Source organism: Streptomyces sp. NPDC056628 (assembly GCF_042792555.1).
Taxonomy (GTDB): Bacteria; Actinomycetota; Actinomycetes; order Streptomycetales; family Streptomycetaceae; genus Streptomyces.
Genome location: NZ_JBHTWG010000003.1, coordinates 1 through 22450, shown reverse-complemented (window position 1 = coordinate 22450; position 22450 = coordinate 1). Strand labels below are relative to the sequence as shown.

Here is a 22450-nt window from a genome sequence, read left to right as displayed (position 1 = left end):
TCACCACCGTGGCCGCCGTCCGGGCGGACACCGGGACGCGCCCGGCAGGCCCTACCATGGTGAACCGTGTCGTCCTCTTCCGCCGCGTCCCAGCCGAGCCCGATAGCCGAAGCGAGCCCGCTCTCCCTGTGCGCCCGCGAACCGCACGTACCGGCGGACCGGCTGGTCGCCGAGATGGTCCCGCCGCCGCGCTTCGACTCGGTCCGCTTCGGCACGTACCTCCCGGACCCGAACCAGCCCAGCCAGACCGAGGCGGTCCAGGTCCTGGAGTCCTTCGCCGGCGGACTCGGCGGAGCCCACGCGAGCGGCGGCGGCAAGCCCCGGCGCGGCCTGCTCGGCTTCGGCCGGGCGAAGGCGCCCAAGGCCCCGGCGGGACCGCGCGGCGTCTACCTCGACGGCGGCTACGGCGTCGGCAAGACCCACCTGCTCGCCTCCCTGTGGCACGCCACCCCGGCCGAGCCGTCCCTGAAGGCGTTCGGCACCTTCGTGGAGCTGACGAACCTGGTCGGCGCCCTCGGCTTCCAGCAGACCGTGCAGACGCTCTCCGGTCACCGCCTGCTGTGCATCGACGAGTTCGAGCTGGACGACCCGGGCGACACCGTCCTCGTCTCCACCCTGCTCGGCAAGCTGGTCGACGCGGGGGTCGCGCTGGCCGCCACCTCCAACACCCTGCCCGGCAAGCTCGGCGAGGGCCGCTTCGCGGCGGCCGACTTCCTGCGCGAGATCCAGGGCCTGTCCGCCCGCTTCCGCACGCTGCGCATCGACGGTGAGGACTACCGCCACCGCGGTCTGCCGCAGGCTCCGGACCCGTACTCCGACGACCAGGTGACGCGGGCGGCGTACGCCACCGAGGGCGCCTCGCTCGACGACTTCCCCACGCTGCTGGACCACTTGGCACGGGTCCACCCGAGCCGCTACGGCGCGCTGACGGACGGCCTGAAGGCGGTCTGCCTCACCGGGGTGCAGCCGGTCCCGGACCAGTCCACCGCCCTGCGGCTGGTGGTGCTCGCCGACCGCCTCTACGACCGTGAGGTCCCGGTCCTGGCGTCGGGGCTGCCCTTCGACCGGCTGTTCAGCGAGGAGATGCTGAACGGCGGCTACCGCAAGAAGTACTTCCGAGCCATCTCCCGGCTGACGGCGCTGGCCCGCGACGCGCGGGGGCTCGTGGCCGGCTGACGGCCGCCTCGGCGCAACCCTCCGGCGCACAGCGGGAGTTCAGGCCATATCACCCTCTCCTTCGAGGCGCTTCGCGACGCGGGGCGTCAGGTTGAGCTTGCAAACAACCTCGCAGGGTTACCTTCTTTCTTGACCAACGGTTGACCAACCGTTGGTCAACACATGAGGTGTGGACCGGCTGGAAGGGGGCGCATGTTCCGAGGTGAGACGACCCGGACCAGGCTTTCGCCCCCCGCCGCCGTCCGGTCCACGCCCCCCTTCTTCGCACCCGGCGTCTTCTTCGCGCCCGCGCACACGGGACGTGAGGCGAAGGCCAGGACCAACCCCGGGGGCGACCTCCCCCGGGCGGTGCGGAAGGCGGTCCCCCCACCTCTGTCACGCACACCCCGACGCGCCGGCCGAGGCGCGCCAGGAGGAGTCACCACACATGCAGCCCCTGATCGACAACGCCCGTCTGTTCGGACAGCGCCCTGAGGAGTTCGCCGCGCTGGCCGCAGGACAGTCGCCCCAGGTCCTGTTCATCACCTGCTCCGACTCCCGGGTCGTACCGGCCCTGATCACGGGTGCCCGGCCCGGCGAGCTCTTCGAGCTGCGCACCGCGGGCAACATCGTCCCCCCGTACGGCTCCGGGCAGCCCACCGGCGAGGCCGCCACCATCGAGTACGCGGTGGAGGTCCTCGGCGTCCGCGACGTCGTGGTCTGCGGCCACTCCCACTGCGGAGCGGTGGGCGCGCTGGTGCGCGGCGACGACCTGGACGCCGTGCCCGCCGTCCGCGACTGGCTGGCGCACGCGGCGCCGCCCCCGGCCGGCACCCCCGAGGACCCGGAGGTCGCCGAGGGCGTCCAGGCCCATGTGCTGGCGCAGGTGCTGAGGCTGCGCTCGTACCCCTGCGTCGGGAGAAGGCTGGAGGCGGGCCGGCTCACCGTGCGCGCCTGGTACTACGAGGTGCACCGCGGAAGCGTGCGGGTCCACTACCCGGCGACCGACACCTTCGAGGCGCTGTGACCGCCCGTATGCCCGCGTTCCCCCACATACGGCAGGACCTGGCCGCCTCCCTGGTCGTGTTCCTGGTCGCGCTGCCGCTGTGCGTCGGGGTGGCCGTCGCCTCCGGGGTCCCCGCCGAGCTCGGGCTCGTCACCGGGATCGTCGGCGGCGTCGTCACCGGCCTGATGCGCGGCAGCAGTCTGCAGGTCTCCGGTCCCGCCGCCGGTCTGACCGTGCTGGTCCTGGAGGCGGTGCGGGAGTTCGGGCTGCCGGTCCTCGGGGTCCTGGTGCTCGCCACCGGTCTGTTCCAGATCCTCATGGGCGCCCTGCGGCTGGGTCGCTGGTTCCGGGCCATCTCGGTCTCCGTCGTCGAGGGCATGCTGGCCGGGATCGGTCTCGTGCTGATCGCCGGGCAGCTCTACTCGGTCGCCGACGCCGAGGCGCCCGCCTCGGGCACCGAGCGGATCGCCGGGCTGCCCGGCACGCTCGCCCGGGCCGCCGGGGACGCGGAGACGCTGGCCTCGATCGGGCTGGGCGCCGGCACCGTCGCGGTCCTGGTGCTGTGGCCGCGGATGCCGCGCCGGGTGCGGGCGGTCCCCGGTCCGCTCGCGGCCGTCGCGCTGGCGACGGCGGCCGCGGCCGCCCTCTCGCTGCCGGTCGCGACCGTCGAGGTCGAGGGCCTGCTGGGCGCGGTCCAGCCGCCGGGCGCCGACGCCCTCGCCGCCCTGGCCGACCCGGCGGTCTGCGCGACGATCGTCGCCTTCACGCTGATCGCCTCCGCCGAGTCGCTGTTCAGCGCCGCGGCCGTGGACCGGATGCACGACGGTCCCCGCACCCGCTACGACCAGGAGCTGATGGCGCAGGGCACGGGCAACACCGTCTGCGGACTGCTGGGCGCCCTTCCGATGACGGCGGTCATCGTGCGCAGCTCCGCCAACGTGCGGGCGGGGGCGCGGACCCGGGCGGCACGTGTCCTGCACGGCGTGTGGCTGCTGGTGTTCGCGGCGCTGCTGCCCGCCACGCTGGGACTGCTGCCGCTGCCCGCCCTGGCCGGTGTCCTGCTGCACGCGGGCTGGCGGCTGATCCCGTTCCGGGGGCTGCTGACGCTGTGGCGGGGTGAGCGGGGCGAGGCGCTGATCCTCGTCGCCACGGCGGTGTCGATCGTCGCGCTGAACATGTTCGAGGGCGTGCTCGTCGGTCTCGTGCTGTCGGTGGCCAAGGCCGCCTGGGGGGCCTCGCAGGTACGGCTGGAGGTGCGGGACCTGGGCGCCGGACCGGTCCGGGCGCGGCTGTCGGGCAACGCGACCTTCCTACGGCTGCCGAAGATGCTCGACAGCCTGGAGGCCCTGCCGCAGGACCGCCCGGTGGAGCTCGACCTGTCCGGCCTGCACCACCTCGACCACGCCTGCCGTACGGCCCTGGAGACCTGGGCCGAACGGCACAGCGCGGCGGGCACCACGCCCGTGCGCCTCACCGCGCGCTGACCCCCGCCCGCCGGTCCGGCGCACTGATGGCCCCGGACCGGTGGGCGGGCATATCGTGGCAGGGATATGCGAGCGGGCCTCTGAGCGAGGAGGTCGACATGGTCGAGGAGCTGCTGGGCGCCGTCGCCGGAGTGGCCGCCGCCGGAGCCGTCTACGTGTCCGCCGCGGCCCGTGTCATCAAGCAGTACGAGCGCGGGGTGGTGCTGCGGCTGGGGCGGCTCGCCGGGGACGTGCGCCCTCCGGGGTTCACGATGATCGTTCCGTTCGTGGACCGGCTGCACAAGGTCAACATGCAGATCGTCACGCTGCCGGTGCCGGGCCAGGAGGGCATCACCCGCGACAACGTGACCGTGCGGGTGGACGCGGTCGTGTACTTCAAGGTGGTCGACGCCGCGAGCGCCCTGATCACGGTCGAGGACTACAAGTACGCGGTCTCGCAGATGGCGCAGACGTCGCTGCGCTCCATCATCGGCAAGAGCGACCTGGACGACCTGCTCTCCAACCGGGAGAAGCTCAACCAGGGCCTGGAGCTGATGATCGACAGCCCGGCGATCGGCTGGGGCGTGCAGGTGGACCGCGTCGAGATCAAGGACGTGTCCCTGCCGGAGTCGATGAAGCGCTCCATGGCCCGCCAGGCGGAGGCGGACCGTGAGCGGCGGGCCCGGATCATCAACGCGGACGCCGAGCTCCAGGCCTCCCGGAAGCTGGCCGACGCCGCCCGCCAGATGGCCGAGACCCCCTCCGCGCTCCAGCTGCGGCTGCTGCAGACGGTGATGGCGGTGGCCGCGGAGAAGAACTCGACGCTGGTCCTGCCGATCCCGGTGGAGCTGCTGCGCTTCCTGGAGCGGGGCGAGGACCACGGGGAGCGCCAGGCGCCCGCGCCCGCGACCGCGGGCCGCCCGGCCGAGGACCCTCCGGAGGCCGTGGAGCCGCCGAAGGCCGGGGACCCGCCGGAGCGCGAGGTCGAACGGACGATCGACGATATCATCGGTGACGCGCAAGGGAAGTGACACGAGCTACACGCGTGGTTCCCGCGAGTCCCGCCAGGTGATAGACACGGCTGGGTCACAGCTCCTGTCCGCCAGCAGGAAGGTTGTTCCCCATGTCCACAACCGCGTCCGCACCCGGCGGCTCCGGCTCGACCCGCCGTCAGCTCCTGGCCCGTACCGGCGCGTTGGGCGTCTCCATCGCCTTCGCCGGCAATGTCACCGAACTCTTCACCGGCACCGCCGCCGCACAGAACCTGGGTCACTCCGGTTACGGCCCGCTGGTCCCCGACCCGAACGGCCTGCTCGACCTGCCGGAAGGTTTCTCCTACCGGGTGCTCTCCCGCGAGGGCGACCAGCTCCGCTCCGGTGAGGGCAAGGTCCCCTCCCACCACGACGGCATGTCCGCCTTCGCCGCCCGCTCCGGCCGCGTCCATCTGGTCCGCAACCACGAGAACCGCGCGAACGCCGCGATCGCCGTCCCCACCGTCAAGGGCCTGACCTACGACCCGGCGGGCAAGGGCGGCTGTACGGCGCTGACCCTGGACCGGCACAACCACGTGCTGTCCGAGCGGGTCGCCATCGCCGGCACCGCCGTCAACTGCGCGGGCGGCCCGACCCCTTGGGGCACCTGGCTGACCTGCGAGGAGACCGAGGACCGGGCCGGCACGAACGGCTACACCAAGGACCACGGCTTCATCTTCGAGGTCGACCCCGACAACCCGCACCGCTCGGGCGCGGTCCCGCTCACCGCCATGGGCCGCTTCCAGCACGAGGCCATCGCGGTCGACCCCGAGCGCGGGGTCGTCTACGAGACCGAGGACGCGTTCGAGCGGCCCTTCGGGCTGTTCTACCGCTTCCTGCCCGAACGGCCGCGAGGCGGTCTCGGCTCGCTGCGCGCCGGCGGGCGCCTGCAGGCCATGCGGGTGCCGGGCGTGCCGGACCTGTCCACGATCCAGGAGACGGGCACCACCTTCGACCGGATCGAGTGGGTGGACGTGCCCGACCCGCTCGCCGCCGGGACCCCGATCCGCTTCCAGGACTTCGGCCCGAAGGGCATCACCCACGCGCAGAAGCTCGAGGGCTGCTACTGGGGCGGGCGGGCGGTGTACTTCGTCTCCTCCTTCGCCCGCCGCTCGGACGGCTCGGCGGCGGACCACTACGGGCAGATCTGGCGCTACGACCCCACCGAGCGCCGGCTCACCCTGGTGATCGTCTTCGGCCCCGACACGGACGTCCAGCTCCCCGGCGAGTCCCCGGACAACATCTGCCTCGCCCCCAGCGGCGGCCTGATGGTGTGCGAGGACGGCAACGGCGCCCAGCACGTCTTCGGCGTGACCCGGCGCGGGGAGGTGTACGCGATGGCGCGCAACGCCCAGAACATCAACACCCCGCAGGAGCCGGAGTGGGGCGAGTTCGCCGGCGTCACCTTCTCCCCCGACGGCGACACGATGTACGTCAACTGCTACGACCCCGGGACGACGTTCGCGGTGACGGGACCCTGGCGCCGCTGACCCGGCGGACCCGGCCGGGCGCCGCGCGGCGGCCTCGCCGCGCGGCGGCCGCCGCCGACCGGCCGGGTGACTCCGGCCCGGCACCCCCGCCGGCGCACCGGAATGTCCATCTGATCCTCATATCGTCGACCGGTGATCACTCGCGTCCGGCACATCGCCGCCGTCTGCGCCCTCGGCACGGCGCTCACCGCACTCGCCGCGTGCTCGGCACCGCAGCCGGTCCGCGCCCCGCGCGCCACCCCCGGCTCCGCCGTCGCCTCCGCCTCGCCCGCGGCCGGGCCGCCGACCCTCGCCCCCGGCCCGGCCGGCCTGACCCCGGTCTTCGCGCACGGGCCCCGCAGCGGCGACCGGGCCGTCGCGCTGACCTTCGACGCCGACATGACCGCCGACCAGGGCCCGCGCGCGGCCCGGGGCGAGCGGTTCGACAACCCGGGGCTGATCGCGGCCCTGCGGGAGCTGAAGGTGCCGGCCACCGTGTTCATGACGGGCCGGTGGGCCGAGCAGTATCCGCGGCAGGCCCGCTCCCTCGGCCGGGACCCCCTCTTCGAGATCGCCAACCACTCCTACAGCCACTACGCCTTCACCGAGGACTGCTACGGCCTGCCGACCGTGGACGAGGAGCGGATGCGCACGGACGTGGAGCGGGCCTACGCGGCCTTCCGCAAGGCCGGCGTCCGCAGTGCGATGCCGTACTTCCGCTTCCCCGGCGGCTGCCACGACGCACGGGCGCTGCGGGCGCTGACCCCGGCCGGTGTCACGGCCGTGCAGTGGGACGTGGTGAGCGGGGACGCGTTCGCCACGGACGCCGGCGCCGTCGCCCGGGACGTCCTGGACGGGGTGCGGCCCGGGTCCGTGGTCGTGCTGCACTGCACACTGAGCGCGGCCCCCACGACCGAGCGCGTGGTGCGCGAGGTGGTGCCGGAACTGCGCCGCAAGGGCTTCCGGCTGGTGCGGGTGTCCGAGCTGATCGGCGCCTCGGGCGGCCGCCGCTGACCGATCTACGCTGGAGGCATGAGCGAGGACTACTGCACGATCGCCGACGTGGTGAAGCCGCCGAAGGCGGACGGGCCGCCGTACGCGGAGTGCGTGCTGTGCCGGGAGCCGACGGAGTACCCGCAGTCGTACAAGGGCATCACCCTCTGCCCCGTCTGCGAGTGGCAGGAGGCGCAGCGCACGGCCTGCTCCGGCTGACCGCGCGGGGCGTACGGATGCCGGCGGCGTCGTCGGTCCGCGCGCCGGGTTGGCAGACTGGAGCGTGTGAACAGTGAGCCCACGCCCTCCGGTGACAGCCCCTTCCGCTCCGAGTCGGAGGCGCGCGACAGCGCCCCGCAATTCGTCATGCCCCTGGTCGTACGGATCGAGCGTGCCGCTCCCCCGGCCCGCACCGACGCGCTGGAGACGTCGGCGCGCGCCGTCCTGGTGTTCCTGAGCGACGAGCGCTCCCTCGGCGAGGGCGAGTGGGCCCAAGCCGTCCGGGACTGGGAGGACGCCCGGATCCGCAAGGTCGTGCGGCGGGCGCGCGGCGCCGAGTGGCGGCGCGTCCAGGAGCTGCCCGGCATCACCGTCACCGGCAAGTCCGCCGAGGTGCGGGTCTTCCCGCCGGTCCCGCTGGACGGCTGGCCCAGGGATCTGGCCAAGCTCCAGGTCTCCGGCACCGACCTCGACGACCCGGAGTCGCCCCTGCCTCCGGGGCCCGCCGAGCCGGTGCTGTGGCTCAACCCCGACCTCGCCATGTCGGCCGGCAAGGCCATGGCGCAGACCGGGCACGCGGCGCAGCTCGCCTGGTGGGAGCTGCCGGACGCGGACCGGGACGCCTGGCGCGCGGCGGGGTTCCCGCTGGCCGTGCGGACCGCGGACCCGGCGCGCTGGCGCGAGCTGACGGAGTCCGGCCTGCCGCTGGTGCGGGACGCCGGGTTCACGGAGATCGCGCCGGGCTCCTGCACCGTCGTCGCCGACCACCCGGCGCTGCGCCGCGCGCCCGGCGCCTGAACATTCCCGGCGTCCCCCGCGTACGGGACGGGGGCGGCGAACCTCAAATGTTGCTCTGAAGGTGGCATCCCGAGGGTTCGGGCGGGTCCGCGCGGGGCCATACCCCCGGCACGTCCGGCACGCCCGGGGAGGCGGACGGCGGACCGGCACGAGGTGGAGGTGGGGACGATGGTGCGGCTGGGGACCGGGATCGGGTGGCGTCCGGAGATCGCGGACGCCGTGGAGCGCATGCCGGGCATCGACTGGGTCGAGACGGTCGCCGAGAACGTCTGCCCCGGACACCTCCCGGAGTCGCTGCTGCGGCTGCGGGAGCGCGGGGTGACCGTGGTCCCGCACGGCGTCTCCCTCGGCCTGGGCGGCGCCGAACGGCCCGACGAGGGGCGGCTGACCGCGCTCGCCGAGCGGGCGCGGGCGCTGGGCTCGCCGCTGGTCACCGAGCACATCGCGTTCGTCCGGGCGGGCGGCGAGCTGACCGCGTCCCCGCGTCTGGAGGCGGGGCACCTCCTGCCGGTGCCGCGCACCCGGGACGCCCTGGACGTGCTGTGCGAGAACGTGCGGATCGCGCAGGACGCGCTGCCGGTGCCGCTCGCCGTGGAGAACATCGCGGCGCTGTTCTCCTGGCCCGGTGAGGAGATGACGGAGGGCCAGTTCCTGTACGAGCTGGCCGACCGCACCGGCGTACGGCTGCTCATCGACGTGGCCAACCTGCACACCAACCACGTCAACCGGGGCGAGGACCCCGCCAAGGCGCTCGCCGAACTGCCGCTGGAGGCCATCGCGTACGTGCATGTCGCGGGCGGCTTCGAGCGCGACGGGGTCTGGCACGACAGCCACGCCCACCCGGTGCCGCGGCCGGTCCTCGACATCCTGACGGACCTCGCGTCCCGGGTGTCCCCGCCGGGGGTGCTGCTGGAGCGGGACGAGAACTTCCCCGAGCCGGCGGAGCTGGAGCGGGAGCTGGACACCGTCCGGGAGGCGCTGGCGACGGGCGGGGCCCGGCGGGCGGCGGCCCCGGCGGAACCGGCGCGGACGGGCTCTCCCGTGGTCGCCGGGGCCCCCGCGCCGGTCCGGGAGCGGCTGGCGCTGGCGCAGACGGCGCTGCTGTCCGCTCTCGTCGCGGGGACCCCCGCGCCGGAGGGCTTCGACCGGGTGCGGCTCGGGGTGCAGGCGCGGGCGCTCGCCGGGAAGCGGGCGGACGTGGTCGCCAAGGTGGCACCCGAACTGCCGGTGATCCTCGGGGACGGCTACCGGCCGGCGTTCCTCGCGTACGCGCAGCGGCACCCGATGACCGGCGGCTACCGGCGGGACGCGCTGGACTTCGCGGGGCACCTGCTGGACGAAGGACGGCCGGCGGACGCGGACGCCCGGGCGGAGCTGCGGGAGTGGTGGCTGGAGCGGTCGGGTCCGAAGCCGCGCTCGCGCCGCCCCGCGGTACGGCTGGCGCGGGCCACGCGCCGGGTGCTGCTGCGCCGCTGACGGTCGCCCGGCCCGCGTTCGGGCGTTTCCTCCCGGTACGTCGGACTCCGTGACGGCCGACGGCAGCCGGCGTGGGCTCGAAGTAGTATGCCCATCCCATCCCCGAAGCGCACTGACGTGCGGTGCCGCAGCAGGAGGCACCTCATGCGACCGCGACCTCACCTCAAGGGCCGAGGCGTCCTCAGCGGCACCGGTCTCATCGTCACGGGCCTGGTGGCCACCCTCGCGGCGATGATCCTGCCGATCTGGTCGTACGCCGACCGGTCGGGGACCGGGCTCGCCGTGCTCGACGCCCAGAGCGTCACGACCGGCTACGGCCCCCTGTCGGCCCTCGACCGCGACTTCATCACGAAGGTCCGGCTCGCGGGCCTGTGGGAGCTGCCCGCCGGCCGGCTGGCCCAGCAGAAGGGCACCACCGACGCCGTACGGACCGCCGGGCGGCACCTCGTCGAGGGGCACACGTTCCTCGACGACCGGGTGCGCGACGTGGCGGCCGAGCTCAGCCTCGAGCTGCCCGACGAGCCCACGGAGCAGCAGCGCGCGTGGCTGAGGGAATTGAGCGGGGCCGAAGGCACCGAGTTCGACCGGAAGTTCGCCAACATCGCGCGGCTGGCGCACGGCAAGGTGTTCACGGTCGTGGCCGAGGTGCGGGCCGGCACCCGCAACGCGCTGGTCCGCAAGCTGGCCGACGACGCCAACACCACCGTCCTGGACCACATCACGGTCCTGGAGGCCACCGGTCACGTCGACTACGAGGCGCTGGCCCGGGACCTGGCCGCCGGCAGCACGCCTCCGCTCGTCCCCTCCCCGGCCCCGCCCGGTCCGGTCGCCGACCCGTCCCCGGCGGTGCCGGCGAACCCGGATCCGTCGCCGACGTACTCGCTGCCGCCGGCGGCCAGCAGTCCGCGCCCGCTCACCACCCAGGAGCCGCAGGACGGTTCGGGGACCTCCTGATCGCCACCCGTCCCGATCCGGAATGTCGCAACCTCGCACATCCGTGTCCGGATGGTGAACAAACCATGGCGCCACGCCGTGCTTCTGGCATAGAAAAACGGCATGTTGTGGGTCCTCCTCCTGCTGCTGGCCTGGGCCGTCGCCGGCACGGCCTGCACCCGGCTGTGCCTCGCCGCCGTGCACGCCGCGGCCGCGGACGTGAACGGCGCGCCCGCCGCCCGGCGGCACGATCTGACCCTGTACGAGGCGGCGTTCCTGTCCGGCGGCCCCCGCCGGGTCGCCGATCTGACCCTCGTCTCGATGGCCCGGCAGCGACGGCTCCTGCTCGCGCACACCGGGTGGGCGACGGTCGTCGACCCGCGCGGGCGCGACGAGATGGAGCGTTCGGTGATCGGGGCCATCGGACCCGAGGGCCAGTCGCGGATAGCGCCGGTGCGGGACGCGGCGGCCGCCGCCGACGCCGTCGGCAGCCTCGCCGACCGGCTGGTGGGCGCGGGCCTCGCCGTCCCCGACGGCCCGCGCCGCGACATCGCGGCGGCGATCCGTCAGGTGCGGTTCGCCGCCCTGGCCGTGCCGGTGCTCGGCGCCCTGGCGCTGCTGACGCCCGGCCGCTCGGACATGCCGGGGGAACTGGTCGCGCTCTGGTTCGCGCTGCCCCTGATCCTCGCCCTGAGCTGCCTGGCCATCGCCCGCGTCGAGATCTCCCCGTACGCCCAGTGGGCCTCCCCGGCCGGGCAGCGGCTGCTGAACTCCCTCGTCCGGCGCTCCCGCGACTCCGACGACCGCACCTTCCTGACCGCCGTCGCCGTACGCGGGGTGCGGGCCGTCGGCGAGCCGGAGCTGCGGGCGGCCTTCGCGCACCGCGGCCCGGCGCACCGGACGGACCGTCACCGCGACGGCACATCCGGGATCGCGTGACGCATAGGGGGCATTGACGCCGACACCGGCGGGCGGTGCTTTACTTCTTCAACCAGCGAACGAAATATCCCTTCTGTTGCTGCCGTGCACCGAAGGGATACGCGATGCGAGCTGCCGTCCTCTATCCGGCCGCGGGGGCACTGCTCCTGACGACCCTGTCCGCCGCACCGGCAGGGGCCACCGGAGCCGCGCCCGGCTGGAGCGAGAGACACGGCACCGCGATCGCCGCCCTGCGCGCCGAGACCGCCGGCATCGACTTCGGCGCCTGCCCCAAGAGCCAGGGCCTCCCGGAGAACGTGAAGTGCGGGACGGTGTCCGTCCCCCTCGACTACGCGCGCCCGTACGGCAAGCAGATCCGGCTCACCGTCAGCCGGGTGCGCGCCACCCACCGGGACCCGGGCAACAGCAAGCACCGGGTGCCGCGCAAGGGCGCCCTGGTCTACAACCCGGGAGGTCCGGGCGCCTCGGGACTGCACTTCCCGCTGATCGGGGTGCTGCCCGCCTGGAAGCGCCTGGCGGGCGCCTACGACCTGGTGGGCTACGCCCCGCGCGGGGTCGGTCCGTCCGCTCCCCTGTCCTGCCAGGACCCCGCGGAGCGCCTCAAGGCGCCGACCCTCGCGCCGGTCCACCCGTCCGAGGCGCACAAGAAGGAGCGGATCGCCCGGGCCAAGGCGTACGCGCGCGGCTGCGCCCGGCGCGCGGGCAGCGCACTGCGGCACTACAACTCCCTGAACAACGCCCGCGACCTGGACGTCCTGCGCGCCGCGCTGGGCGAGCCGAAGCTGACGTTCATGGGAGCGTCGTACGGGACCTACTACGGCGCGCTGTACGCGCACCTGTTCCCCACGCACGTGCGGCGCATGGTGTTCGACTCGGCGGTGAACCCGGACCCCGCGCAGATCTGGTACCACAACAACCTCGCCCAGTCGGTGGCGTTCGAGAGCCGCTGGGCGGACTTCCGGGAGTGGGTGGCCGAGCACCACGCCGACTACGGGCTGGGCCGCACCCCGGAGGCGGTCCTGCGCAGCTACGACAAGACTCGGGCCCGGCTGGCCGCGAAGCCGGCCGGCGGGCGGATCGGTCCGGGGCAGTTGCAGGAGGCGTTCCTGCAGGCCGGTTACTACGACGACTACTGGCCCTCGCGCGCGCAGGCGCTGTCGGCGTATCTGAAGGGCGACTCCAAGCCGCTGGTGGAACTGGCGTCGCCGGTGACGGAGGCGGCGGCCGAGGAGGAGAACACCAACGCCGTCTACACGGCCGTGGAGTGCAACGACGCGCCCTGGCCGACCGACTGGCGGGTCTGGGACCGGGACAACACGCGTCTCGCGCGGGTGGCGCCCTTCGAGACCTGGGACAACGCCTGGATGAACCTGCCGTGCGCGTTCTGGAAGGCGCCGCGGCAGCAGCCGGTGGACGTGCGGACCGGGCCGGGCGAGGTGCCCCCGATCCTGATCCTGGCGGCCGAGCGGGACGCGGCCACTCCGTACGACGGGGCGCTGGAGATGCACCGCCGGCTGGCCGGCTCGGTGCTGGTGACCGAGCGCAACGCCGGGACGCACGGCATCGCGTACGGGCCCAACGCGTGCGTCAACGCGCACGTCGACGCCTATCTGCTGGAAGGGCGGCTCCCGGCGCGCCGGGCGTCGTGCGAGGGGCGGCCGCAGCCCGAACCGCAGCGCGCGGACTCCCGCACGTCCAAGCGGCCGGCCGCGACGAAGCCGGGTGAGCGGCCGAAGGCCGCCGGCTGACCGGCCACCGCACCACCGCACTCGCACGAAGGCCCGGGGTGATCCCCCGGGCCTCCGTGTGTCGCGGGTCAGGCCAGTCCGGCGACCAGGTCCGCCACCGACTTGCGGCGGCCGGTGTAGAAGGGGACCTCCTCGCGGACGTGCCTGCGCGCCTCCGAGCCGCGCAGGTGACGCATCAGGTCGACGATGCGGTACAGCTCGTCGGCCTCGAACGCGAGGATCCACTCGTAGTCGCCGAGGGAGAACGAGGCGACCGTGTTGGCGCGGACGTCGGGGTAACCGCGGGCCATCTTGCCGTGGTCGGCGAGCATGCGGCGGCGGTCCTCGTCGGGCAGCAGGTACCAGTCGTAGGAGCGCACGAACGGGTACACGCTGACGTAGTCGCGGGGCGTCTCGTCGGCGAGGAACGCCGGGATGTGCGAGCGGTTGAACTCGGCGGGGCGGTGCAGCGCCATGTTCGACCAGACGGGCTCCAGGGCGCGGCCCAGCCTCGTGCGGCGGAAGAGGTTGTACGCCTCCTGGAGCTGGTCGCTGGTCTCCGCGTGCCACCAGATCATGACGTCGGCGTCGGCGCGCAGACCGGAGACGTCGTAGGTGCCGCGGATGGTCACGTCCTTGGCGGCGAGCTGGTCGAACAGCTCCTGCACCTCGTCGGCGTAGCCCGTGCGGTCCTCCGGGAGCACGTCCTTCAGCTTGAAGACCGACCAGAGGGTGTAGCGGATGACCTCGTTGAGGTCCTTGGCCAGCTTGCCCTTGTTCGGGATCCTGCCGGTCTCGGGGGTGGAGGCGTCGTCACTCATGTCCCTCATTCTCCTGCTCCTCCGTGCAGACTCTGCACCGGGTGGGCGGTGAGCTGCTGCACACCGCCCAGGTCTCCGGCCAGCTGGTCGACCGCCGCGTAGGCGCTCGCGATACAGGCCGGGACGCCGACGCCGTCGTACGGGGCGCCGCACACGGCCAGGCCCGGGAGTTCGGCGACGCGCGCGCGGACGCGGGCCACGCGCGCGTGGTGGCCGACGGGGTACTGGGGCAGCCCGCCGGTCCAGCGGGTGACGCGGGTCTCCAGGGGCGTGGCGGCGAGGCCCGTCGCCTCCTGGAGGTCCCGCCGGGAGACGGCGACGAGGTCGGCGTCGTCGCGGGACAGGATCTCCGTCTCGCCGTACCGTCCGACGGAGGTGCGCAGCACCAGCACCTCCGGGTCCTCGTCGGCGATCCAGCCCCATTTGCGGGAGGCGAACGTCGACGCCTTGATGGTGCGGCCGTCGACGGGCGGCACCAGGAAGCCGCTGCCGTCGGGGAGGGTCGCGGCGTCGGCGCGCCGGTAGGCCAGGGTGACCAGGGCCATCGAGGCGTACTCGACGGTGTCGAGCTCGGCGGCGGCCTCGGGGGCCTCGGCCCGCAGCAGGGTCGCGGCGGCCGGGGCGGGCACGGCGACCACGACGGCGTCGGCGCGCAGCACCCGGTCGCCGGCGACGACGCGCCATCCGGTGGGCCCCTCGCGGCGCAGTTCGGTGACCGGCGCGCCGGTGACGATCTCGCCGCCGCGCGCGCGGACGGACGCGGCGACGGCGAGCGGGAGTTGTCCGACGCCGCCCTCGATGCCCATGAACACCGGCCCGGTCTGCTGCCGGGCGGCGGCCGCGGCCTGGATCTCGCGCACGGCCCCGGTGAGCGAGTCGTGCGTCCGCGCGGCCTGGTAGAGCTGGGGGACGGCGGAGCGCAGCGAGATGCGGTAGGCGTCGCCCGCGTACACGCCGCCCAGCAGGGGTTCGACCAGGCGGTCGACGACCTCGCGGCCGAGGCGGGCCGCGACGTACGCGCCGACGGCGACGTCGTCGCCGACCTCGGTGCGCGGCAGGTCGGCGTCGCGCTCGATCCGGGCCAGGCCCTCCGGCGAGAGCAGGCCGGTCAGGGCGGCCGCGGTGCCGGGGACGCCCATCACATGGCCCTTGGGCATGGGGCGCAGGGCGCCGCGTGTCCAGATCGACGCGGTCGCGGTGGCGGGCGGCTGGAGCTGCCCGGCGAGGCCCACCTCGCGGGCGAGGCCGACGGCCTCGGGGCGGCGGGCGAGCATCGACTCGGCGCCGAGGTCCACGCGCACACCGGCGATCCGGCCGGGCAGCAGCTTGCCGCCGACGCGGTCCGACGCCTCGAGCACGGTGACGTCGCTGCCGCCGGCCAGCAGCCGGTGGGCGGCCGCCAGCCCGGCGATGCCGCCGCCGATGACGACGACCCGGCCGGGCCCCGTGCGGGTCTCCTCATGCTCCTCGGTGTGCTCGCGCATGATCCCACTCTCTCAAACGGCACCGGCACCCCCGCCAGGGCCGTACGGCCCACCCGCGCCGGGCCCGGTGTGCCCGCGCCGAGTCCCGACCGTGACCTCATCGGGACCGTACGCCGCCAACGTTCCGGCAGGCCCGGGCGTCGAAGAGGCGTCAGTCGTCCACGACGAACCCTCGGGGGCAGTCCACATGCGCGCACGCCGTTCCGCACGACCCGTCCAGGCCCTCGCCGGCCTCCTGCTGGCCACCGCACTCGCGCTCACCGGATGCAGCGGCGCCGGCGACAGCTCCTCGTCCGACTCGGCGGCGGGCGAGGCCGCGCAGTCGGACGCCAAGGGGGCCGCCCCGGGCGGCGCCGCCGACTCCGGGTCGGGCGGCGCGGCCCGCAGGCAGCCGTCCACGGCGCCCAAGGCCGCCACCCACATCATCCGCACCGCCTCGCTGACCGTGCGGGTCGCGGACGTGCCCGAGGCGCTGGACAAGGCCCGCGCCACGGTGGAGAACGCGGGCGGCTTCGTCGGCGAGGAGACCACCCGCCGGGACGGCGACGGCCACGAACGCACGCGCGTGGTCCTGCGGGTGCCGGTCGACCGGTACGCCGAGGTCCTCGACGACCTGGAGGGCACGGGGAAGCTCGTCGAGCGCAGCGCCAAGGCGCAGGACGTCACCGACCAGGTCGTCGACGTGGAGAGCCGCATCACCTCGCAGCGGGCCAGCGTGGCCCGGATCCGGGAGCTGATGGACCGCGCGACCAAGCTCAGCGACGTGGTGACGCTGGAGGGTGAGCTGAGCAGTCGGCAGGCCGACCTGGAGGCGCTGCTCGCCCAGCAGGCGTCCCTGAAGGACCGCGCCGGGCTCGCGACCATCACCCTGTCCCTGTCGGAGACCCCGGTGAAGAAGGCGGCTCCCGGGGACGACGACCCGGGTTTCCTGGACGCGCTCGCGGGCGGCTGGGACGCGTTCGTGACGATGCTGCGCTGGCTGGCCGTGGTGTTCGGGGCCGTGCTGCCGTTCCTGGCGGTGGCGGCGCTGCTCGTGCTGCTGTGGGTGAAGGTCGTGCGGCCGCGCAGGCCGGCCCGGCCCGTGGTGCCGGACCCGCTGGGCGCGGCCGGGCCGCTGCCGGCGGCCCGCCCGGCGCCGGACGCCACGCGCGCGGGCGGCGAACAGGGTGGCGAGCGGCACTGAAATGCCGGGCCCCCGTAGCGTGTTCGCATGGACATGAGCGCTGCGCGGGGTGTGCGGGAACGGCTGGTCGTGATCGGAGGCGACGCCGCGGGGATGTCCGCGGCGTCGCAGGCACGCCGGCTCAGGGACGCCGGGGACCTGGAGATCGTGGCCTTCGAACGCGGCCACTTCACCTCCTACTCGGCCTGCGGCATCCCGTACTGGGTGGGGGGTGACGTCGCCGGGCGCGAGCAGTTGATCGCGCGGACCGCCGAGGAGCACCGCGCGCGGGACATCGATCTGCGGCTGCGGACCGAGGTCGTCGAGATCGACGTGGCCGGGCGGCGGGTACGCGCGCGTGACCTCCACTCGGGGGACGAGTCCTGGACGCCGTACGACAAGCTCGTGATCGCGACCGGGGCCCGGCCGATCCGGCCCGACATGCCGGGCGTCGACGCGCCCGGGGTGCACGGGGTGCAGACCCTCGACGACGGGCAGGCCCTGATCGACACGCTGTCGCGCACGCCGGGCCGGCGCGCGGTGGTGGTCGGCGCCGGGTACATCGGCGTGGAGATGGCCGAGGCCCTCATCAACCGCGGCTACGAGGTGACGGTCGTCAACCGGGGCAGCGAGCCCATGTCGACGCTGGACCCGGACATGGGCCGCCTGGTGCACGAGGCCATGGAGGGACTCGGCATCACCATGGTGGGCGACACCGAGGTCACCAAGATCCTCACGGGCGACGACGGGCACGTACGGGCCGTGGCCACCGAGGGCGCCGAGTACCCGGCGGACGTGGTCGTCCTGGGCGTCGGCGTCCGCCCGGAGACCACCCTGGCGCGCTCGGCGGGCCTGCCGCTGGGCCGGCACGGCGGACTCCTCACCGACCGGTCCCAGCGGGTGCGCGGCCACGTCGACATCTACGCCGGCGGCGACTGCGTGGAGGTCCTCGACCTGGTCTCCGGTCAGGAGCGCCATGTTCCGCTCGGCACCCACGCCAACAAGCACGGGCAGGTCATCGGCACCAACGTGGGCGGGGGGTACGCCACGTTCCCCGGGGTGGTCGGCACGGCCGTCAGCAAGGTGTGCGACCTGGAGATCGCCCGCACGGGCCTGCGCGAGAGGGACGCGCGCAGGGCGGGCCTGCGGTACGTCACCGCCACCATCGAGTCCACGAGCCGGGCCGGGTACTACCCGGGTGCCTCCCCCATGACGGTCAAGATGCTCGCCGAGCGCCGTACGGGACGGCTGCTCGGCGTGCAGATCGTCGGTCGTGAGGGCGCGGGCAAGCGGGTCGACATCGCGGCGGTGGCGCTGACGGCCGGGATGACGGTGGAGCAGATGACGTCACTGGACCTGGGGTACGCGCCGCCGTTCTCCCCGGTGTGGGACCCGGTCCTGGTGGCGGCCCGCAAGGCGTCCAAGGCGGTGCACGGCGTCTCCTGAGCCGGCGGCCGGGCGGCTCACGCGCTGCCGTTGATCCTCTCGATGGCCTGCCGCGCCTGCTCGGCCGGCGGCCGCGAGGGCAGCGAGGACACGGACGCGCTGCTCGGCATGGCGGCGGGCTGCTCCGCCGCGGGCTTGGCGTGCGCGGCGGCGGGCCGCGCGGACCGCAGCCGGTGGCTGACCGCCTCGTCCAGCGTCACCGGCCGCTGCATCTGCGTCGCGAGACGTCCGGCGTCCTGGCCCAGCCGTGCCACGTCCTCCCACGGCAGCCGCAGCACCACGGCGATCTCGGCCTCCCCGTCGGGCAGTGCGTGTATCGGAGGAGTTACTCGGTCGCTCATCGCCTGTTCCTCACGTCGTCCCCGCGGCCCGCCTTCCCCGTGCCGCGGGCGGTTGCCGAGACATACGCAGCGGGACACGCCGGTGTTCACCGGTTCGACGTAGCGATCGGGGGCACATATGTGTCGTGGTCATCCCCGTCCATGACGTCAATCCCGTGAGCCGTACGCCCCATGTGACCTACGCGCTGATCATCGCGAACGTCCTGGTCTTCCTCTTCATGCCCGGCGGCGCCGGCTCCGTGGCCGGGGAGGGCAGCCTGGCGCAGCTGTGCCATCTGCAGGCGTTCCTGGAGCAGTACGCGGCCGTCCCGCAGGAGCTGATACACGGTCAGCTGCCCGCGGTGGTCCCCACGGGCGGTGTCGCCGTCGGGCCGCACGGCCCGGGCTGTGTGATCGGCCCGCCGGACTACGACAAGTCCCCCGCGCTGTCGGTGTTCACCGCGCTGTTCCTGCACGGCGGCTGGCTGCACCTGCTGGGCAACATGCTGTTCCTGCTGATCTTCGGCAACAACATCGAGGAACGCATGGGCCATGTGCGGTTCCTGCTCTTCTACGTCGTCTGCGGCTACGCGGCCTCGTACGGCTTCGCACTGCTCAACGACGACTCGGCGGAACCGCTGATCGGCGCGTCCGGGGCCATCGCCGGGGTGCTGGGCGCCTATCTGGTGCTGTACCCGAGGGCCCGGGTGTGGGTCCTCGTGCCGTTCCTCGTCTTCCTGCCGCTGCGGTTGCCGGCGTGGCTGGTGCTCGGCTTCTGGTTCGTGCTCCAGGCCGTGTACTCCAACGGCGAGGGTGTCTCGGACGCGGGCACGGTGGCGTACGCGGCGCATGTCGTGGGCTTCCTGGCGGGCATGGCCATCGCGTGGCCGCTGCGCCCGGGGACGCCCCCGCCACCCGAGCCGCGCGGCCTGCTGTTCGGCCGGCGGGCGCGGCCCGGGTGGTGAGGGGGCGCCGCAGGGAGCGGGCGGGGGCCCGGAAGGGTCAGACGGCCGTCCGGGTGTGGACGTACTCCACGAGCCGGGTCAGCGCGTCCGGGTCGGTGGACGGCATCACGCCGTGGCCGAGGTTGAAGACGTGCCCCTCCAGACCCGAGGCGGCGTCGAGCACCTCACGGGCCTTCGTCTCCACGGCCTCGGTCCCGGCGAACAGCACGGTCGGGTCGAGGTTGCCCTGGAGCGCCTTGCCGGGGCCGACCCGGCGGACGGCCTCGTCGAGCGGGACGCGCCAGTCGACGCCGACGACGTCCGCGCCGGCCTCGCCCATGAGGCCCAGCAGTTCGCCGGTGCCGACGCCGAAGTGGATGCGCGGGACGCCGTATCCGGCGACCGCGTCGAAGACCTTCGCGGAGGCGGGCAGCACCGAGCGCCGGTAGTCGGCGGGGGCGAGTGCGCCGGCCCAGGAGTCGAAGAGCTGGACGGCGGAGGCGCCGGCCTCGATCTGCACCTTGAGGAAGGCGGCCGTGATCTCCGCGAGCCGGTCGAGCAGGTCGGCCCAGAGCTCCGGGTCGCCGTACATCATCGCCTTGGCGTTCTCGTAGGTGCGGGACGGACCGCCCTCGACGAGGTAGCTCGCGAGGGTGAAGGGCGCACCGGCGAAACCGATGAGCGGCGTGGTGCCCAGCTCGTCCGTCAGCAGGCCGATGGCCTCGGTGACGTAGGAGACGTCCTCGGGGGTGAGGTCGCGCAGCCGGGCCAGGTCGGCGCGGGTGCGCACGGGCTGCTCCACGACGGGGCCGACGCCCGGCTTGATGTCGAGGTCGACGCCGATGGCCTTGAGCGGGACGACGATGTCGCTGAAGTAGATCGCCGCGTCGACGCCGTGCCGGCGGACGGGCTGCAGGGTGATCTCGGCGACCAGGTCGGGCCGCATGCAGGAGTCGAGCATCCCGATGCCCTGGCGGACCTTGCGGTACTCCGGCAGTGAGCGCCCGGCCTGCCGCATGAACCACACCGGTGTATGCGGCACGGGCTCGCGCCGGCACGCCTTGAGGAAGGCGGAGTCGTACGGGGCGGAAGGCGGCGTCTGGTTGGCACTCACGGGCCCAAGTCTCGCATGGCCGGACAGGGCCGGGGGCCGGGGGCGGCGGTGATCTCCGGGTGTCCCTCCCTGCACGCAGCCCGTGTTCCCCTTAATCTTCCCGGCATGGCTGCGGCTCAGGGAAGACTGTCGGACGGCACTGGCGGAGCGGATGACACGAAGGGCGGCGAAGAGGGGGACCGGAATGCGCGCAGTACGGCCCCGCCTGCCTTCCGCGCCTCGGTGGAAGCCCTGCGCGGCAGCCGGCTGCGCCCGCAGATCGAGGTGGAGCAGACCAAGGCACCCCAGCGTCTCGCCCCCTTCGCGTACGCACTGGAGGCGACCGTCGTCGACGGCGACCAGGACCTGGCCGACGGCCGTCTCGTGCTGCTGCACGACCCGGACGGGCACGACGCCTGGCGGGGGACGTTCCGGCTGGTGACGCTGGTGCGCGCGGAGCTGGAGCCGGAGATGGCCGCCGATCCGCTGCTGCCCGAGGTGTGCTGGTCCTGGCTGACCGGCGCGCTCCAGGCGCGCGGGCTGTCGTACGGCGAGCCGAGCGGCACCGTGACCCGGGCGAGCTCCCACTACTTCGGGGGGCTGTCGGAGCGCCCGGCGGCCTCGCAGATCGAGATCCGCGCCTCCTGGACCCCGCGGGAGGGCCTGGGCGGCGTCCCCGACACGGCGGCCCATCTGACGTCGTGGTGCGATCTGCTCGCCCAGGTCGCGGGGCTGCCGCCGGCGGGTCCCGGGGACGCCTCGGTGGTGACGCTGCCCCAGCGCCGCGACCCGCAGGCACGCTGACGCGGGGGCGGACCGAGGGGTCCGCCTGACCGTCACTTTGTCGATACGGCCACTTTCGGTCAGGAAACTGTCCGCGATCGAACCGATACCGGCCTCGAACGATCGACCACCTGTCCGAATTGCCCCAATTGTTACTCACTAAATCGTGATCTTTCCCTAAAGGGCCAGAGGTTTGGTGCCGAAGACGTCTGTGACCTTGAAAGCCGTCCCCGCACCCCCAGGAGGCCCGGTGTCCGTTCTCCTCGAGCAGCCCGCAAGCCTGGTCGCCTACCGCCCGAACAAGCCGACCGCCATGGTGGTCGTGGCCGATCCCCGCGTCCGCTCCACCGTCACCCGCCACCTCTGGGCGCTCGGTGTGCGCGACGTCATCGAAGCCTCGTCCGTCGCGGAGGCTCGTCCCCGCATCGGCAACCCCCGCGACATCTGCGTCGCCGACGTCCACCTCCCCGACGGCTCCGGTCTCACCCTGCTGTCCGAGACCCGCGCCGCGGGCTGGCCGAACGGCCTCGCCCTCTCCGCCGCCGACGACATCGGCGCCGTACGCAACGCCCTGGCGGGCGGTGTGAAGGGCTACGTCGTCACCGGCACCCGCACCAACGTCGGGCTCCCCACCCGCCCCGGTGCCGCCCCCATCGGCTCCGCCGCCGCCCGCATGCACCGCCGCCACCCGGGTGCCCCGAGCCACCCGGGCGGCTACCGCGAACTGTCCGGCCGTGAGGTCGAGGTCCTGCGACTGGTGGCGGAGGGCCAGTCGAACAAGGCCATCGGCGTCTCGATGGGCCTGTCCGCCCTGACCGTCAAGAGCCACCTCGCCCGCATCGCCCGCAAGCTCGGCACCGGCGACCGCGCCGGCATGGTCGCCGTGGCCCTGCGGACCGGCATCATCCACTGAGCTTCCACCCGTCCAGCCGACTGAGCTCCCGCCCGTCCAGCCCATCCGCCCGCCCGTCCTCCGAGGCGAACGGCTCCCTCCCCCCTCTCCCGCCTCCACCCTCGTCGTGAACCCGCTCCCTCACCGGACTGACTGGATTACGACCCTCCGGCGGCGGCCGCGCGGTAGGTTGGGGGGGGGGGGGCGGGCCCACCCCGTTAACCAGAAAAGAGTAGAGCGGCCCCAAGGAGCCCCCCCGTAGCAGCTCAGGGAACCACCCGCGGCGGGGCCGCGGG

The 22450-nt window shown here is 73.9% G+C and carries 21 protein-coding genes; 17 read left to right on the top strand and 4 right to left on the bottom strand.

The window, feature by feature from the left end; translation table 11 throughout:
- Positions 1-66 precede the first annotated feature (66 nt).
- The 12 genes from zapE (at position 67) to ACFRAC_RS05650 (ending at position 13230) form a co-directional block, all read left to right on the top strand.
- Positions 67-1176: a cell division protein ZapE gene (zapE, locus tag ACFRAC_RS05705; RefSeq protein WP_382921229.1), complete on the top strand. Its 1110-nt coding sequence runs from the start codon at positions 67-69 to the stop codon at positions 1174-1176.
- 427 nt (positions 1177-1603) lie between these two features.
- The gene (locus ACFRAC_RS05700; RefSeq protein ID WP_382921226.1) at positions 1604-2182 is read left to right on the top strand and encodes a carbonic anhydrase; all 579 of its coding nucleotides are present in this window, start codon (positions 1604-1606) and stop codon (positions 2180-2182) included.
- Positions 2183-2190: 8 nt separating this feature from the next.
- A complete protein-coding gene (locus ACFRAC_RS05695) occupies positions 2191-3645 on the top strand; it encodes a SulP family inorganic anion transporter (protein WP_382921222.1) in 1455 nt (484 codons plus the stop codon).
- A 98-nt stretch (positions 3646-3743) separates the two neighbouring features.
- Entirely contained in the window at positions 3744-4655 is a 912-nt protein-coding gene (locus ACFRAC_RS05690) for a slipin family protein (RefSeq protein ID WP_382921219.1), read from the top strand.
- Between the two features lie 92 nt (positions 4656-4747).
- Positions 4748-6145 (top strand): PhoX family protein, encoded by a 1398-nt coding sequence (locus tag ACFRAC_RS05685; RefSeq protein WP_382921216.1) that lies wholly within the window; start codon positions 4748-4750, stop codon positions 6143-6145.
- 132 nt (positions 6146-6277) lie between these two features.
- A complete protein-coding gene (locus ACFRAC_RS05680) occupies positions 6278-7138 on the top strand; it encodes a polysaccharide deacetylase family protein (RefSeq protein ID WP_382921214.1) in 861 nt (286 codons plus the stop codon).
- An 18-nt stretch (positions 7139-7156) separates the two neighbouring features.
- Positions 7157-7336, top strand: a complete 180-nt coding sequence (locus ACFRAC_RS05675; protein WP_382921211.1) for a hypothetical protein — start codon at positions 7157-7159, stop codon at positions 7334-7336.
- A gap of 66 nt (positions 7337-7402) precedes the next feature.
- Positions 7403-8134, top strand: a complete 732-nt coding sequence (locus ACFRAC_RS05670) for a peptidyl-tRNA hydrolase (RefSeq protein ID WP_382921208.1) — start codon at positions 7403-7405, stop codon at positions 8132-8134.
- A 168-nt stretch (positions 8135-8302) separates the two neighbouring features.
- A complete protein-coding gene (locus ACFRAC_RS05665) occupies positions 8303-9610 on the top strand; it encodes a DUF692 domain-containing protein (protein WP_382921205.1) in 1308 nt (435 codons plus the stop codon).
- 144 nt (positions 9611-9754) lie between these two features.
- The gene (locus ACFRAC_RS05660) at positions 9755-10564 is read left to right on the top strand and encodes a DUF4142 domain-containing protein (RefSeq protein WP_382921202.1); all 810 of its coding nucleotides are present in this window, start codon (positions 9755-9757) and stop codon (positions 10562-10564) included.
- Between the two features lie 102 nt (positions 10565-10666).
- Positions 10667-11482 carry a TIGR04222 domain-containing membrane protein gene (locus ACFRAC_RS05655; protein ID WP_382921199.1) on the top strand — a complete coding sequence of 272 codons (816 nt, stop codon included), beginning with the start codon at positions 10667-10669 and terminating at the stop codon, positions 11480-11482.
- A 104-nt stretch (positions 11483-11586) separates the two neighbouring features.
- The gene (locus tag ACFRAC_RS05650) at positions 11587-13230 is read left to right on the top strand and encodes an alpha/beta hydrolase (RefSeq protein ID WP_382921196.1); all 1644 of its coding nucleotides are present in this window, start codon (positions 11587-11589) and stop codon (positions 13228-13230) included.
- A 68-nt stretch (positions 13231-13298) separates the two neighbouring features.
- On the opposite strand, the gene hemQ is transcribed toward ACFRAC_RS05650, so the two are convergent.
- Both hemQ and hemG read right to left on the bottom strand, forming a co-directional pair.
- On the bottom strand, positions 13299-14030 hold the full coding sequence (gene hemQ, locus ACFRAC_RS05645) for a hydrogen peroxide-dependent heme synthase (protein ID WP_382921193.1): 732 nt from the start codon (positions 14028-14030) through the stop codon (positions 13299-13301).
- Positions 14031-14035: 5 nt separating this feature from the next.
- Positions 14036-15514 (bottom strand): protoporphyrinogen oxidase, encoded by a 1479-nt coding sequence (gene hemG / locus ACFRAC_RS05640; RefSeq protein ID WP_382921190.1) that lies wholly within the window; start codon positions 15512-15514, stop codon positions 14036-14038.
- Between the two features lie 187 nt (positions 15515-15701).
- Here hemG and ACFRAC_RS05635 point away from each other — a divergent pair, with 187 nt between their 5' ends.
- Entirely contained in the window at positions 15702-16697 is a 996-nt protein-coding gene (locus ACFRAC_RS05635; protein WP_382921187.1) for a DUF4349 domain-containing protein, read from the top strand.
- 27 nt (positions 16698-16724) lie between these two features.
- Complete coding sequence (locus ACFRAC_RS05630) at positions 16725-18122, top strand: FAD-dependent oxidoreductase (protein WP_382921184.1); 1398 nt, start codon at positions 16725-16727, stop codon at positions 18120-18122.
- Positions 18123-18139: 17 nt separating this feature from the next.
- Here the strand turns inward: ACFRAC_RS05630 and ACFRAC_RS05625 are convergent, their stop codons facing one another.
- Entirely contained in the window at positions 18140-18463 is a 324-nt protein-coding gene (locus ACFRAC_RS05625; RefSeq protein ID WP_382921183.1) for a hypothetical protein, read from the bottom strand.
- 125 nt (positions 18464-18588) lie between these two features.
- Between ACFRAC_RS05625 and ACFRAC_RS05620 the strand changes: the two genes are divergently transcribed.
- Positions 18589-19407 carry a rhomboid family intramembrane serine protease gene (locus ACFRAC_RS05620; protein ID WP_382921180.1) on the top strand — a complete coding sequence of 273 codons (819 nt, stop codon included), beginning with the start codon at positions 18589-18591 and terminating at the stop codon, positions 19405-19407.
- A gap of 37 nt (positions 19408-19444) precedes the next feature.
- Here ACFRAC_RS05620 and hemE read toward each other — a convergent pair whose 3' ends face one another.
- The gene (gene hemE / locus ACFRAC_RS05615) at positions 19445-20500 is read right to left on the bottom strand and encodes a uroporphyrinogen decarboxylase (protein WP_382921177.1); all 1056 of its coding nucleotides are present in this window, start codon (positions 20498-20500) and stop codon (positions 19445-19447) included.
- 105 nt (positions 20501-20605) lie between these two features.
- On the opposite strand from hemE, the gene ACFRAC_RS05610 reads away from it, so the two are divergent.
- On the top strand, positions 20606-21283 hold the full coding sequence (locus ACFRAC_RS05610; RefSeq protein WP_382921174.1) for a DUF3000 domain-containing protein: 678 nt from the start codon (positions 20606-20608) through the stop codon (positions 21281-21283).
- 229 nt (positions 21284-21512) lie between these two features.
- Positions 21513-22175 carry a response regulator transcription factor gene (locus ACFRAC_RS05605; RefSeq protein ID WP_055621971.1) on the top strand — a complete coding sequence of 221 codons (663 nt, stop codon included), beginning with the start codon at positions 21513-21515 and terminating at the stop codon, positions 22173-22175.
- Positions 22176-22450 lie beyond the last annotated feature (275 nt).